The sequence below is a fragment of the Tessaracoccus luoxuelianae genome, from assembly GCF_055326245.1.
The window spans coordinates 128,364-142,869 of sequence record NZ_JBUZNO010000005.1 but is presented as its reverse complement, the minus strand read 5'-3'; the positions used below and the strand labels follow the sequence as shown (position 1 = coordinate 142,869).

Sequence of the window (14,506 nt, the reverse complement as noted above, 5' to 3'; positions counted from 1 at the left end):
CAACCAGCGGTGGGGGTCAGCGGGCCAACTCGGCCAGCATCCCCGGGAACACGTCTCGCGCCGCGTCGCGGCCAAGAAAAATGTCCAGGTGACCGTACCCGGGCACCACGCGCAGCGCATGCCGCCCCGGCTCCACCCCCTCCAGCCACCGATGAGTGCGCTCCTGGCTCTCGGGCAGGAAGCAGCGGTTGTTGCGCCCGGCGTAGAGCACCCACCGGGCGGCGGTCTGGGGCGCGCTCACTCCGTAGTCGTCCGGGAGCCCTTCCCTCCGCGACACCGACACCAGGTGCCCCGCGCGGACCGAGGCGTCCATCTGCGCAAAGAAGCTCATCGGCACCTTCCCGAACTCGCCGCGGATCCACTCGTGCGTGTCAGCATCCAGGTTGGCGTGCGACCACAGCGCAGGCCTGCCCGCGCCGTAGGTGAAGCTCACCTGCCGGCACACGGAGTTGTCGCACTCGCGGTGCGTCAGGTTCACCGCCGCCCTGGTGGCGCGCGCGAACAGCGAGTCCGGCTCGTCGCCCCAGGCCGGGTTCAGGTACGGGCTGAGCGGCTGGAGGAGAGGCCGAAGCCGACGGATCTTGAACACCGACACCGGCGGGATCACGGGGTGGAACGACACCGCGTTGGAGACGATCGTGGTCACCTGAGGAAGCAGCCCCGCCGCGGCGGCCATGGCGAACGAGGTGGACCCCTGGCAGTGGATGACCGCCTTCATGGTCGGTGACCCGGTCGCCTCGGCCACGTACTCGACGGCGGCCGGATGGTCCCACGCGGCGGCATCGTCGAGGGTCCAGGCAACCGGATCGAGGTCGATCGACGCCCGCCAGTTGAGCAGCCACACGTCCCACCCGTCGTCGATCAGCGCGTCGACGAACGTCCGCGGCACCGGGGGCCGGAAGATCTCCCCACGGACCCCCGCGCCGTGCACCAGAATCACCGGCTCCCGCGTCGGCTCATGCCTGCCGCGGATCCGCAGCAGGGTGATCGGGTGCCCGTCGCGCGCGGCGATCACGTGGTGGGTGACCCGATGGTCGGCGCGGGTGGTGGGCCGGATCTGTACCGGGGTGCTCATCGGTCCTCCTTGCGAACGGGCCCGTAGGTATCGGTCAAGGTGCGCGCGAAGTGGGTCCCGAACCTGCCCAACGAGCGCAGCGGGGTCCGGCCGTCCGCGCGGAACGTGGTGAGTTGGCGGGCGAAGTCGCGCGGCAGGATGCGGAGGAGCCCGGCGCCGAGGACCGGCCCGTCGCCGCCGGGCGGCACATGCCCCTTGAGCAGCGTGATGTACAGGGTGGAGGTGTCCTTCCAGATGTCCAACCCCGGGTCGTTGCGCACGGTCTTGAAGCCGTACATCGTCACCGGCGCACCGGCGAGGTCACGGAACCACAGCCGGTAGCGCATCTCCCGCGTGGCGGCGAACTCCGTGGCGACGAACAGGTTGAAGAAGCCCCGCTCCACAGGAAGCTTCCCGCCCAACTCCTCGCAGCGCACGTACCCCGACGCGGTCCCGGGGTGCAGGTCGTCGGCGAGGAACCGTTCCACGTCGGGGACGGTGATGGTCAGCTCGAACATGAACCGCTGATTCACCAGCCGCGCCCGCTTCCAGCCGACGACGGGATCCGTCTCGCCGAGCGCCAGGAAGCCTTTCATCTGCTCGGTGAACTCGACGGTGTCGCCGTCGAGGAGAGCGGCCGGCGCGGATCCCGGCAGGTCGTCGTCGTTCTCGTCCGACCGGCGTCCTGCAGGCGCCGATTCCAGCACCCGCTCCACGATCCGGTCCGCGTTCGCGGCGATGGTGAGCGCCGGATTCGGGCCCACCGGGCCGGGCATCGCCGCGCCGTCGACGATGAAGAGACCGGGGTAGCCGAACACCTCACCATGCGCGTCGACCAGCCCGTCATGGGGCGAGCGGCCCATCGGCGCGCCCCCGAGCGGGTGCACAGTCACGACGCGCTTCGTCCACCACAGCGGGTTGTCGTGGAAGTCGGCGTTCAGCTTGTCCGACATCGCCCGCATGGTCTCGCGCATGGCGGTGAAGTAGCGCATCGACGTCGCGCTGCACCAGTCGACATCGATCTGGCCGTCCCTCAGGACCACGCGTCCGTCCGCGACGTCCCGGCCCATTCCCAGCATCGGCAGCGAGCTCGAGCCCAGGCGGCCCTGACCGACCAGCCCAGCGACCTCCGCCGAGATGGTCGATTCGTTCTGCCCCCGAAGGCGGTGCAGCAGGATCTCGCGCGCCACCTTCGCCGCCCGCTGGAGCGACGACGTCACCTGGGCGGTCTCGATCAGCCAGTTGGCGAACTCGGGGAACCCGGCCTCCTGCACGTAGTACCCGCGGTGGTGCTGCGGGTCTCCGTCCAGAGCGTCGGGCACGCGGATCGACGTGGTGATCACTGGACCGTGGCTGCCGTCGATGAGCCGAGGGTTCCCGGACTCGGTGTCCACCCGGGCGCCCATCGCGAAGGTGAGGAGATCGCCGTTGCCCGAGAACCGCGACCCCAACGCCCGGCTCAGGCCAGGGAGGTTCACCCGGTTGCGCAGCAGGAGGGTGGTGGTGCCCAGCGCACCGGCGGCCAGAAACAGCCGGTCGCCATGGAGGGTGCGGGTGGTGCGCGTGCGGTGGCCGTTGTCCTCCAGCGGGTCGCCGTACTCGGTGTAGCGCACGGAGTAGCCGCCGCCGCTCAGCGGGACGATGCCCGAGACCTCGCAGTGGGGGCGGATGTCGGCGCCGTGGTGGACCGCGGCCGAGAGGTACGTGTGGTCCAGGGTGTTCTTGGCGCCCTCGTTGCAGCCGATGTCGCACTCGCCGCAGAGCCGGCAGGTGAGGCGGGTGGTGTCGTGCAGGTTCCCGTACTCCGGGGGCGCGATGATCTGCTTCATCGCGGGCGCCCCGTGCGGGGTCGCGGAGAAGGAGATGGCCAGGGGAGGGTGGATCACGTCCAGCCCCAACGACTCCGCGGCCTCGCGCAAAGCCCTCGTCTTCGGCAGGTCCGGGTAGGGCGACGGGACGGGGGTCAGCATCGCCTCCACCGCGTCGTAGTGCGGCTCCAGGTCCGCGCGGCTGATCGGCCAGTGCTCGTAGCCGCCGCCGGGGAGCGGCGAGTCGGCCACGAACCACTTCTCGTCCTTGCGCAGCAGCACGTTGGCGTAGATCAGAGAACCGCCGCCCAGGCCGCTGGAGACCACCGCCTCCAGCTTGCGGAAGGACTTGATGTCGAACAGGCCGAACAGCTCGTCCTTCGGCTCCCAGAAGGCACGGCTCATCTCGTGCGGATTCCGCGCGAAACTTCCTGGTGGATATGGGCGGCCGCGCTCCAAAAGGACCGTCGCGTGTCCCGCTTCGGCCAGCCGAAAGGCCGTCACGGACCCCCCGAAGCCTGATCCCACTACCACTGCATCGACCCGCTCGACGGGGGCACGCTCGCTCATGGCTCACCCTAACGGCCGGACGGAGCCGCGGGGAAGGGGCGGAATCCGGACCTGATTTCGCCAACCGGCCGGGGCCACGACCCGGCCGGGGCGATGATGGGGCATGGAGACCATGAAGTCAGTCTGGTTCGTCACCCACCCCACCCTGAGCGCGCCGTCGGGCCCATTCCCGGAGGGCGCACACCTGGACACCGTCATCGCCGGTGCCGGGATCACGGGCCTCACCGTCGCGGCGCTGCTGGCCAGGTCCGGCCAGCGCGTCGTCGTCATCGAGGCGCGATCAGTGGGCGCCGTCGCCACCGGAAACACCACCGCGAAGGTGTCGCTGCTTCAGGGCACCGTCCTCTCCGACCTCCGGTCCCACCAGTCCGACGACGTGCTCCGCGCCTACGTCGAGGGCAACAGGGAGGGGCAGGCGTGGCTGGTTCGGCTGCTCGAGGATCGCGGCGTGGCGTACCAGCGCAGGACCGCCTACACCTACGTGGCGGGCGACGACGCCGTGATGGGCCTGCGCGCCGAACACGACGCCTGCCGCGCGTCGGGCCTCGAGGCCGAGTGGACCGTCGACACCGAGCTGCCGTTCAAGGTGGCCGGAGCCATCTCTCTGGCGGACCAGGTGCAGATCCACCCGCTGCTGGTCCTCGACGTCCTCCTGGCCGAGCTCGCCGCGCACGGGGGCGTGCTCGTCGAGGATGCCCGGGTCACCGACGCGGACCCGGGCCGCATCGTCACCGTCACCACCACGCGCGGCACCCTCACCGCCGACCGGCTCATCCTCGCCACCGGCAGCCCCATCCTGGACCGCGGCGGCTACTTCGCCAAGCTCGCCCCGATGCGTTCCTACGCCACCACCTACCGCGTGCCTGGCGCCATCCCGCAGGGCATGTATCTGAGCGCGGACAGTCCGTCGAGATCACTCCGCACGGTCCCCGTCGACGACGGCGAGCTGCTCATGGTGGGCGGCAACGGGCACGTCGTGGGCCGCACCGACTCCGAGGCGGAGGCCGTCGCGGATCTCCGACGGTGGGCGCAGGAGAACTTCCCCGGCGCAGAACCCCTGCACGCCTGGTCCGCGCAGGACTACCAGGCCGTGGACCGCGTGCCGTTCGTTGGGCCCATGCCCCGAGGTGGCGGGAAGATCTTCGTCGCCACGGGCTACAACAAGTGGGGCATGACCAACGGGGTCGCGGCGGCGCTCAGCCTCAGCGCGCAGATCCTCGACGGATCCATGGCGTGGGCGGAGACGCTACTGTCGCGGCGACCCAAGCCCAAGGCTGTGGTCAGCGCCGTCGCGCCCAACCTCAAGGTGGCCGCGACCCTCGCGCAGGACTGGGTCCAAGCTGAGCTGCGCGCCCTCCCCGACGGGCCCCCCTCGGAGGGGGAGGGCGTCGTCGGCCGGGGTTCGCGGGGCCTCCCTGAGGCGGTGTCGACGGTCGGCGGTGTGACCTGCCGGGTGTCTGGCGTGTGCACCCACCTGGGTGGGGTGGTGCGGTGGAACGATGCGGAGAGGTCATGGGACTGTCCGCTGCACGGCTCCAGGTTCGCGGCCGACGGGGCCTTGCTCGAGGGTCCCGCGGTGAAGGACCTACCCCCGGTCGCCACTCCCGCTGGCTGAGGTGCCGCGTGGCGGCCTCGAAGCCTTTGAAACGTGAGCTGACTAGGTACGTTTCTTAGGCTTCGAGGCTCGTCGCTGCGCTCCTCGCTCCTCAGCCAGCGGGAGGTGCTGCGTGTTGCTTTCCCTGCTGGCTGAGGTGCCGCGAAGCGGCCTCGAAGCCTTTGAAACGTGAGCTGACTAGGTACGTTTCTTAGGCTTCGAGGCTCGTCGCTGCGCTCCTCGCACCTCAGCCCGCGGTGCGGGCTCGTCGCTTCGCTCCCGCGCCACAGCCGACGTGGTCGGGTCAGGCGGTCGCCTGGGCTGCCCGGGACCTGACGGGCGACGACGTGCGCAGCCGGACGGCCACCGCCGCCGCGACAATCACAGCCGCCGCGACCGCAGCCGCCACCCCGGTGAGCGTGGACGCCGGCGCGTCGGTGAGGCGTCCCACAGCGATCCAGCCCAGGCCCCAGGCCATGGCGGCGGCCACGCCGAACCGGCCGCCGAACGCCTTCGCAAGTATGACGCCCAGCGCAGCGGCCACCGCCAGCACCGCGACAGCCAGGTACTCCGAGACGGGAGCCGCCGGGTTGACGCCGGAATCTACGAGGGTCGCGGTGATGTTGGCGACGGTGGCCACCGACACCCAGCCGAGGTACAGCCCGAAGGTGCCGTCGACGATGAAGCGCTCGGCCCACGTCGTGGCGGGGCGGTCGGCGTCGGCGGGGAGCGCGGTCAGCCGTCGGACCAGCTCGCCGAGCACCAGCGCGAGGGCGACGATCACCGCGACACTCGCCCACAGCCAGCCCACCTGCGTGACCAGGAGCCAAGAGGCGTTGAGCACCATCGACGCCGCGGCCAGCCAGCCGATGGAGCGGGCGCGGGCGCTGGTGGTGTTGGCCGGCAGCCACTGCCAGACCACGTAGGCGATGAGTCCGGCGTAGATGACCGACCAGATCGAGAACGCGTTGACCGCGGGGGCGACGAGTGTCGCGGTGGCGGACAGGCTGCCGCCGGCGGCCTCCTCGACGCGGGTGCCGATCACCCCGATGCCGAAGAGGGTTCCGATGATCATGAAGACCGCGCTGGCGGTGATGACGACTTGCCGGATTCGATCGTTGCGGAGCATGGTTCGCCCTTCCTCAGAGACTAACGTTGAACAAAGCTTATACAAACATTGGTCACGGCGCCAGCCCCCGTCGACTCCGGATGCCTCAGGCCGCAGGATCGGGCCGCCCAAGCAGCGGAACTAAGGCACCTGCCCGATGCCGGCCACCCCCCTTAGAGCGGAGTGTTGACCCATGGCCCCATGGGGGGAGAGCCAGAGGAAAGGCAGCCATGTCACAGCTCGAGATCAACCTCGCGTCGTCGGTCTACCGCGACCGCGCCGCAGACGTCGCCTTGGACGCTGAACGTCGTCGGATCATCGCCGAACGCGGCGGACTGACGCCCAGCGACCCGAACCATCACTGGTCCCTCTGGGAGGGCCTGTCCGATCTGCTCAAGGGTTTCCACATCCCCAGGCGTCATGCGCCACTGGGCGCCTGAGGACCCGTCAGCGGCCCCGCTTTCCTGACCCTTGGTGGCGGTCGGTCCGTATGTCACCATGAGGAATGACTGACGCCACGGTCAGCCCTGTCATCGTCGGCAGGGACTGGGAGCTGGCTCATCTGCGCGACCTGTTCCGCGCCTCACTCGGCAACGTGCCGAGGGGCGTGATCATCGCCGGTGAGGCAGGCATCGGGAAGACCAGGCTGCTGCGTGATTTCGCCGCCGGCTTGGGGTCCGACATTGCCGTCGCGGTGGGGCACTGCGTGGGCATGGGCCGGTTCGCCACCCCGTTCGAGCCCGTGCGCGAGGCGCTGCGGGACCTGGTCGCGGCCTTCAGCGCCGATACTGTCAGCGCGGTGGCGGGACCCGTCCGTCTCGCCACATTGGCCGCCCTCGTCCCGGAATTGGACGGCGGCGAAACAGAGCGCGCAGACCGCGAGCAGCTCCACGAGGCCGTCCGCGACCTCCTCGTCGGCCTGTCCAGGATCACCCCGGTCCTGGTGGTGCTTGAGGACCTGCAGTGGGCCGACGCCGCGACCCTCGACCTGCTGCGCGCCGTGATGGGGCGATTCCGGGGCGGCCGCCTCATGCTCGCCCTCAGCTACCGGACCGACGAGGTGGGCAGGACCGATCCGCTGCGGCCGTTCCTGGTCGAGCTGGAGCGGATGCGGCACGTGTTCCGCATCGACCTCCGACGGCTCTCCCGGGAGGAAATTGAGGCGCAGGTGGCCCACCTCCGCGGCCCGGACCACGGCGTCGATGTTGCCAGCCTGTCGCGAAGAAGCGACGGCGTCCCGTTCCTGGTGGAGGAGCTCGTCGCCCTCGACGGCCACGCCCTCCCGGAGTCCCTGCGCGATGTGGTGCTCGCCCGCTACCACGGGGTCGGCCGGCCCACCCAGGCCGTGTTGCGGATGCTGGCGGCAGGCGGGGTGTCCGTGCCGCACGACCTCGTCGAGGCAGTCCATGACGGCGACCCGTCTGAGTTGGAGGCCGCGCTGCGGGAGGCGGTTGAGGCGCACATCCTCTCCGCGCGGGACACCAGCTACGCCTTCCGCCACGCGCTCAGCCAGGAGGCGATCGAGGGCGAACTGTTGCCGGGGGAGAGCGCACGCTTCCACGCCCGGTACGCGGAGGAGTTGGAGAGGGCCGGCGGGGCCGGGAGCGCCGCCCAGATCGCCCACCACTGGACCAAGGTCCGCAACTGGCCGCGCGCCTTCCAGGCCCTGCACCGGGCCACCCGCGAGGCCAGGGCGACGGGGGCGCTGGTGAGCGCAGCCTCGTTCGGCGAGCAGGCGCTGGAGCTGTGGTCCGCGGTGCCCGACGCGCCGACGGTCGCGGGTTGCACCCGCACCGACTTCGTCCTGGACGTTGCGGCCCTGTTCATGGAGACCGCGGACCCGCGGTCGCTGGCGCTTCTGCAGCGTGAGCTGGCGCGGTGCGCGGCCGACGATCACCGCAGTCGCGCGCTGCTCCTGCATGAGCAGACGATCTTCGCCCAAGGCCTGGGGCAGCCCGGGATCTGCGAGCTGGCCGAGGCCGCGTACGCGGAGCTGCCGCCGGACGGCGACGACCTGGACCGGTTGGCGCGCGTCCGGGTGACCTGTGGGCTCGGGATCGCCCAGGCCTTCTACGGCGACCCGGAGGTCGGATGGGGCAGGCTCCAGGAGGCGCTGGAGGGTGCGAGAGTGCTGATGGAGGGTGACGCATCAGACCGCGTCAAGGGGAAGGCTCGGGCCGAGTTCGCACGCGCACTCACCTCGATCTCCTCGATCCGCGGATACTCCGGCGATGTCGACGGCGCCCTCGAGGGCCTGGCCGAGGTACAGGCCATGAACGCGGACCCCGATGCCTTCCTGCGCGCCTCCGGCCTGCGGCTGGACCTGCTGCGCCTCGTCGGACGGCATCGTGAAGCGCTCGAGGAAGGCCTTGCCGCGTTGACGTTGGCGCGCGAGACGTGGCGGCAGCGCAGCTGGGGGAGCGCCATCTCGCTGCACGTGATGAACGTCCACCTCGATCTGGGGGACCTGCCCGCCGCCGAGCGGATGGGGCAGGAACTGATCGGGTTGGGGCCGTGGACCTTCGCCGGCGGCTACTGCAGGTTGGCCCAGATGGACATCCTGCGCCTCCGGGACCGGGCCGGCCAGGCCCGGGACCTGATGCGGCAGCACGCCCAGGCGATCGACGGCGCTCGCCGCAGCGCAACCGGCAGGCTGACGGTCGCGCGGGCGGTGGGCGCGGTGGCGCTCGCCGTCGATGATCTGCCGGGCGCCTGGGAGCAGGTCGAGTGCCTGTGGGACGGTCATCGGTCGGTGGCAAGCCGCGCTGCCCTGAGGCTCACGGTGCTCGGCGCGGAGGTGATGGCCTCTCTGCGAAGCGCCCATGCCGACGGCATCCTTTCCGGCGAGGGGTATCCCTTCGCCGCCGCCGAGCAGCGGCTCCGCTCCACCCTCGACAGCCTCGCCCTGTGGGAGGTGGTGGCCGACTGGCGCGCCCTCCTGGAGGCCCGGCTGGGGGGCGCCGACGGCGCGGGCACCGACGTCGTCGCCTGGCGCGAGGCCGTGGCCGCCGCGGAGCGGGGACGGGTCCCGATCCAGTACCACTCGGATGCCCTCTTCCGGCTCGGTGAGGTACAGATCATGTCGGGCGACCGGCTGGCGGCCGAGGAGACGCTGGACCAGGCGGCGCACCTGTCGGGGCGGATCCATGACCTGCTGACCCTGCGGAAGGTCACCGAGCTGAGAAGCCGGGCGCATCTGTTGGCGGAGGTGCCCCACTCCACCCAAGCCCCTGCGCATCTCACGGACCGCGAGCGGCAGGTCCTCCACCTGGTGGCTGAGGGCCTCACCAACCGCGAGATCGGGAGGCGCCTGTTCATCAGCGACAAGACTGCCAGCGTCCATGTGTCCGCCATCTTGCGCAAGCTCGGCGTCGGCTCGCGCACTGAGGCCGCCGTCATCGCGGCCAGACTCCAAGGGGCCGAGACCGGCCGGGACCGCCCATAAAGGGGTGCGGCGAGCCGAACGCCGCAGCGTCGTCGCTGGTGAGGCGTGCGCCGCCAGTGATCGCCCTCGTCAGCGTCGGATTTCGGCGGGCGAGCAGGCACACTCCGGAGATGGACAGGGACGCTCTCCTTCAGCTCGCGGCCGGCGTCCACGGCTCGGTGCTCTCAGCCGCGGACGACCAGTACGACACCGCACGCCGCGTGTGGAACGGCACCATCGACAAGAGGCCCGCGGCCATCGTGAGCTGCCAAGGGACGGACGACGTCGTCGAGGCGGTCAGGTTCGCCAGGTCTCACGACCTGGGGATCTCCGTGCGCAGCGGAGGCCACCACGTGGCCGGCTCCTCAGTCATCGACGGCGGCCTGGTGATCGATCTGGGGCGGATGCGGGCCGTGAGGGTGGACCCCGTCCAGCGGTTGGTGCGCGCCGAGGGCGGGGCGCAGATCGGCGACGTCGACGCGGCCACCCAGAAGCACGGGCTGGCGGTGCCGCTGGGCGTGGTGTCCGAGACAGGGGTCGCGGGGCTGACGTTGGGTGGCGGCTACGGCTGGATGCGCCGCAAGCACGGCCTGAGCTGCGACAACGTGACCGGCGCCGACGTCGTGACGGCCGACGGTCGCCTGGTCCACGCGTCCATCGAGGAGCACTCGGAGTTGTACTGGGCCCTCTGCGGCGGCGGGTGGGACCTCGGCGTGGTGACGGCCCTCGAGTACGAGGCGCACCCCGTCGGCCCTGACGTGTACCTGCCGTTCCTGACCTACCCGCTGAGCGAGGGGAAGAAGGTGCTGGCCAACCTGCGCGAGTTCGTGGGGTCCGCACCGGACGAGTTCGGCTCCATCGCTGTGTGTTGGAGTTTCCCGGAGGCGGAACCGTTCCCCCGCGAGCTGTGGGGACAGCCGTTCGTCGGGATCGCCGGCCCCTACATCGGGGACGTCGACGATGGGGAGCGCGTCTGCGCGCCGCTGCGCGACCTCGGCACCGTCCTCACCGACATGAGCGGCGTCGTGCCCTGGGTGGAGGCGCAGAAGTTCTTCGACGAGGACTATCCGCGCGGCCGGCGCTACTACTGGCGCTCGTCGCACCTGGTGGATCTCACCCCTGACGCCTCTGAGGTGATCCTCGACCTGGCTGCCCGGCGGCCCTCGCCCCTGACGTCACTGGACATCTGGATCAACGGTGGCGCGATCGCGGTGGTGCCCTCGGACGGCACGCCGATCGCCAACCGGACCTCGCCGTACATGATCGGGCTGGAATCCAACTGGGACGACCCCGCCGACGACCGAGCCAACATCGGTTGGGCGCGCGACGCGACGAAGGCCCTGCAGCCCTTCTCGAGCGCGGGCTCCTACCTCAACTTCGACGACCTCACCGACCCGTCGGCGGTCAGGCGTGCACACGGGGAGAACTTCGAACGGCTGGCGTCGGTCAAGAGCCTCTACGACCCCTCGAACCTTTTCCGTTCCCGGGGCCTCCCGCTCTGACGGCTGAGCGGACTCATAGCGGCGGCGCAGGGCGCCCACAGTAACCCCACAGTCTCGGCTGGCGGAATAGGTACATCACCGAAACCGCCACCGAGGAGAACCCCTGTGTCCACCACCGCCATCCTGTACCTCGCCAACATCGTCGGCATCCTGATCCTGACGCTCGGCCTGTACTTCCCCCGCCATGGCCGCCGCGACCTCGTCGTGGCCTACCTCGGCGTCAACATCGGCATCATGGCGGTCAGCTCCGTCCTGCTCTCCACCGCGGTGGGCGCCGGCCTGGGCCTCGGGCTCTTCGGCGTGCTGTCGATCATCCGGCTCCGCTCCGACGAGCTGGCCCAGCACGAGATCGCCTACTACTTCAGCGCCCTGGCGCTCGGCCTGCTCAGCGGCCTCGGGGCCGAGCCCGTGATGGCGCTCAGTCTGATGGCGGTGGTCCTCGCCGGCATGTTCGTCGCGGACCACGGGATGCTGCTGCGCGGCCACAAGCGTGAGGTGGTGGTGGTGGACCGCGCCATCACCGACGAGGCGACGCTGATCGGCTACCTGCAGGACCGCCTCGGCGGCACCGTCAAGCACCTCAGCGTCCAGCGGCTGGACCTGGTCAACGACACCACCACCGTCGACGTCCGCTACCGCTCCACCACCCCGTCCGTCACGCGCCGCGTCGCCTGGGCGGACGCACGATGACCGCCGCGACACTCCCGCTCCGCGGCCTCGCCGCCCGCGAACCGGTCTCCCTCGACGAGCTCAACCGGACCGCTGCCCTGCTCACCCGGGTGGACCGCAAGTACGTGCTCACCTCAGCCGAGGCCGACGCGTTCGTCCTCGGTCTCCCGCGTGAGGCCCGGGTCCTCGAGATCGACGGGCGCCGTCGATTCGGCTACCTCTCCACCTACTTCGACACCGCGGGTCTCGACTGCTTCCTCGGCACGGCCCACAGGCGCCGTCACCGCTTCAAGGTGCGCACCCGCCGATATGTGGACACGGACCAGCAGTTCCTCGAGGTCAAGACCCGCCGCGGCGGCTGCACGGTCAAGCGCCGGGTGGCGTGGGAGCAGCCGATCCGCCACCTCGACGGAGGCGCCCGCGAGTTCGTCGCCGAGGCCCTCGGGGGGGACCGGATCCGGCTCGACGAGGAACTGGAGCCCGTCCTGGACGTCACCTACACCCGGTCCACGTTCCTCATGCCCGACGGCGCCGCCCGCGCCACGCTCGACACGCACCTGACGTGGTCCGACCGACAGACCGGCCACGAGCGATCGGCCGACGGCCTGGTGATCGTCGAGACGAAGTCCAGTGCCGGGGCGTCGGTGGCGGACCGGGTGCTGTGGGGTCGCGGGCACCGGCCCGTGTCCATGTCGAAGTACGCCACGGGGTTGGCGACGCTCCGCCCCGAGTTGCCCCACAACCGTTGGCACCGCCTCATGACCCACACCGAACTCGCCGCCGCCTGACCACCCTCCACCGCCGGCTGAGGTGTGAGGAGCGCAGCGACGACCCTCGAAGCCCAACACACGTGACCTTGTCAGCCTACGTTTCGTAGGCTTCGAGGCCGCTGCGCGGCACCTCAGCCAGCGGAGTGGGGCCGCCGCCGAGTGACCCGGGAAGTGGTCGCTCACCCTTCTGCTGGCTGAGGTGTGAGGAGCGCAGCGACGAGCCTCGAAGCCTAAGAAACGCAACCTGACAACCAGTCACACCCCCGTCACCCGACCCAACCCGACACCCACCAAGCACCACAGGAGATATGACCATGACCCCCAAGCGACTCCTCGCCTCCCTGTCCTCCCTCGCCGTCGGCGCCCTGCTCGTGGGCTGCGGCGCCACCGGCGTCGGGAGCACGGCCGCCGCCGGGACGACCTCCGCCACCACCACGACCACCACCGCGACCACCGTCGACGGCGCGGCCCTCACTGTGGACGCCACCCGGGCCGCCAACGCCACGCCGGACGCCGCCGACGTGACGTGGGACGCATCGTCGGCCACCACCATCACGCTGAGCGGCAGCACCGCGACCGTCGACGGCGAGGGCGTCACCATCGACGGCAACACCGTCACCATCACCGCCGGCGGCACCTACGTGCTCACCGGCTCGCTCGACGGCCAGGTGGTGGTCAACTCGGCCTCCGACGACGAGGTGAAGCTCGTCCTCTCCGACGCCGAGATCACCTCGGACACGGGGCCGGCGATCACCATCGCCGATGCCGGCGAGGCGGTGGTGGTGCTCGCCGACGGCACGAGCAGCACGCTCACCGACGCGGCCAGCTACGCCGGCACCTCCGACGAGGCGCCCACCGCGGCCCTCTATTCCAAGGCGGACCTGACCATCGGCGGCGACGGCTCCCTCACGGTCACCGGGCGGAGCCTCGACGGGATCGCCACTGCCGACGGCCTGGCCATCGTCGGCGGCAGCATCCAGGTCACCGCGGCCGACGACGGCATCCGCGGCAAGGACCACCTCGCCATCACGGGCGGCGCCGTCACGGTCGAGGCGGGTGGTGACGCGCTGAAGTCCACCAATGACACCGAGGTAGAATCCGGCTTCATCGACATCTCGGGCGGCACCCTGGCGCTCACCTCCGGGTCCGACGGCTTCGACGCCGCCACGGACGTGATCATCTCCGGGGGCACCGTCACGGTGGAGGCGGGCGACGACGGCATCCACGCCGAGCTCAGCCTCGTCATCGGCGACGGCGAGGTCACGTTGGCCAGGTCCTACGAGGGCCTCGAGGCGCAGTACATCGCGATCACCGGCGGCACCATCGACGTGACCGCGGAGGATGACGGCCTCAACGTCTCCGCCGCCGACACCACCACGTCCACCGACACCGCCTCCACGGACCGGCAGATGGGCGGCGGCCCAGGCGGGGGAGGGATGGGGGTCATCGACGGGTCGGCGCTGGTCAGCGGCGGAACGCTCACCATCGACGCAGGTGGGGACGGGTTCGACTCCAACGGAGACGCCGAGATCACCGGCGGTACGGTCATCGTGCACGGGCCGCTGAACGACGGCAACGGCGCGCTGGACGTCAACGGCACGTTCACGATCAGCGGCGGCACGCTGCTGGCGGTCGGCTCCTCCGGGATGGCCGAGACCCCGGACGCGGAGTCGGCGCAGGGGTGGGTGCAGGCGACGGTTTCCGGCTCCGCGGGCTCCACCGTCCAGATCCTCTCGGGCTCCGAGATGGTTGGTGAGTTCACCGCTGAGAAGGACTTCTCCAACGTCGTCTACTCCGGTGAGGGCATCAGCAGCGGCCAGGAGTACACCGTCGCGGTGGATGGGCAGTCGGTGGTCGTGACCGCCGGCACCTCGACCGGAAGCGGGATGGGTGGAGGAGGCGGTCGCCCCAACCGCTGACCCGCCACGCCGAACGCTGGTTGGGCTACGTCGTGGGTAGAGCCCCCCCAAAAAAACGGTTGAGCCAGCCGCCGCGCGTGGCCCGCTG

At 70.7% G+C, this 14,506-nt stretch carries 10 protein-coding genes; 7 read left to right on the top strand and 3 right to left on the bottom strand.

Annotation, left to right across the window (positions count from 1 at the left end; translation table 11 throughout):
* Positions 1–16: 16 nt before the first annotated feature.
* Together ACZK39_RS09180 and ACZK39_RS09175 are read right to left on the bottom strand one after the other, a co-directional pair.
* Positions 17–1,075 (bottom strand): alpha/beta fold hydrolase, encoded by a 1,059-nt coding sequence (locus ACZK39_RS09180; protein ID WP_459055504.1) that lies wholly within the window; start codon positions 1,073–1,075, stop codon positions 17–19.
* Positions 1,072–3,267 carry a GMC oxidoreductase gene (locus tag ACZK39_RS09175; RefSeq protein WP_459055503.1) on the bottom strand — a complete coding sequence of 732 codons (2,196 nt, stop codon included), beginning with the start codon at positions 3,265–3,267 and terminating at the stop codon, positions 1,072–1,074. Before ACZK39_RS09175 ends, ACZK39_RS09180 begins: the two co-directional genes overlap by 4 nt.
* A 268-nt stretch (positions 3,268–3,535) precedes the next feature.
* Between ACZK39_RS09175 and ACZK39_RS09170 the strand changes: the two genes are divergently transcribed.
* On the top strand, positions 3,536–5,047 hold the full coding sequence (locus ACZK39_RS09170) for an FAD-dependent oxidoreductase (protein WP_459055502.1): 1,512 nt from the start codon (positions 3,536–3,538) through the stop codon (positions 5,045–5,047).
* 283 nt (positions 5,048–5,330) lie between these two features.
* Here ACZK39_RS09170 and ACZK39_RS09165 read toward each other — a convergent pair whose 3' ends face one another.
* Entirely contained in the window at positions 5,331–6,155 is an 825-nt protein-coding gene (locus ACZK39_RS09165; protein ID WP_459055501.1) for a TspO-related membrane protein, read from the bottom strand.
* Positions 6,156–6,364: 209 nt separating this feature from the next.
* Between ACZK39_RS09165 and ACZK39_RS09160 the strand changes: the two genes are divergently transcribed.
* From ACZK39_RS09160 to ACZK39_RS09135, 6 genes are all read left to right on the top strand, one after another.
* Complete coding sequence (locus ACZK39_RS09160; RefSeq protein WP_182800196.1) at positions 6,365–6,574, top strand: hypothetical protein; 210 nt, start codon at positions 6,365–6,367, stop codon at positions 6,572–6,574.
* Positions 6,575–6,639: 65 nt separating this feature from the next.
* Positions 6,640–9,579, top strand: coding sequence for a helix-turn-helix transcriptional regulator (locus ACZK39_RS09155; RefSeq protein ID WP_459055500.1), 2,940 nt, complete (start codon positions 6,640–6,642; stop codon positions 9,577–9,579).
* A gap of 110 nt (positions 9,580–9,689) precedes the next feature.
* Entirely contained in the window at positions 9,690–11,060 is a 1,371-nt protein-coding gene (locus tag ACZK39_RS09150) for an FAD-binding oxidoreductase (RefSeq protein WP_459055499.1), read from the top strand.
* Between the two features lie 105 nt (positions 11,061–11,165).
* Positions 11,166–11,750, top strand: coding sequence for a DUF4956 domain-containing protein (locus tag ACZK39_RS09145; RefSeq protein WP_182800193.1), 585 nt, complete (start codon positions 11,166–11,168; stop codon positions 11,748–11,750).
* Positions 11,747–12,517, top strand: coding sequence for a polyphosphate polymerase domain-containing protein (locus ACZK39_RS09140; RefSeq protein WP_459055498.1), 771 nt, complete (start codon positions 11,747–11,749; stop codon positions 12,515–12,517). The genes ACZK39_RS09145 and ACZK39_RS09140 overlap by 4 nt, the downstream gene beginning before the upstream one ends.
* Before the next feature lie 296 nt (positions 12,518–12,813).
* Positions 12,814–14,418, top strand: coding sequence for a carbohydrate-binding domain-containing protein (locus ACZK39_RS09135; protein ID WP_459055497.1), 1,605 nt, complete (start codon positions 12,814–12,816; stop codon positions 14,416–14,418).
* The last annotated feature ends 88 nt before the right edge of the window (positions 14,419–14,506 follow it).

Coding starts and splice junctions, on each gene's coding strand:
- ACZK39_RS09180 (WP_459055504.1), bottom strand. CDS start 1,075: ATGAGCACCCCGGTACAGATCCGGCCCACCACCCGCGCCGACCATCGG.
- ACZK39_RS09175 (WP_459055503.1), bottom strand. CDS start 3,267: ATGAGCCGTGCCTTCTGGGAGCCGAAGGACGAGCTGTTCGGCCTGTTC.
- ACZK39_RS09170 (WP_459055502.1), top strand. CDS start 3,536: ATGGAGACCATGAAGTCAGTCTGGTTCGTCACCCACCCCACCCTGAGC.
- ACZK39_RS09165 (WP_459055501.1), bottom strand. CDS start 6,155: ATGCTCCGCAACGATCGAATCCGGCAAGTCGTCATCACCGCCAGCGCG.
- ACZK39_RS09160 (WP_182800196.1), top strand. CDS start 6,365: ATGTCACAGCTCGAGATCAACCTCGCGTCGTCGGTCTACCGCGACCGC.
- ACZK39_RS09155 (WP_459055500.1), top strand. CDS start 6,640: ATGACTGACGCCACGGTCAGCCCTGTCATCGTCGGCAGGGACTGGGAG.
- ACZK39_RS09150 (WP_459055499.1), top strand. CDS start 9,690: ATGGACAGGGACGCTCTCCTTCAGCTCGCGGCCGGCGTCCACGGCTCG.
- ACZK39_RS09140 (WP_459055498.1), top strand. CDS start 11,747: ATGACCGCCGCGACACTCCCGCTCCGCGGCCTCGCCGCCCGCGAACCG.
- ACZK39_RS09135 (WP_459055497.1), top strand. CDS start 12,814: ATGACCCCCAAGCGACTCCTCGCCTCCCTGTCCTCCCTCGCCGTCGGC.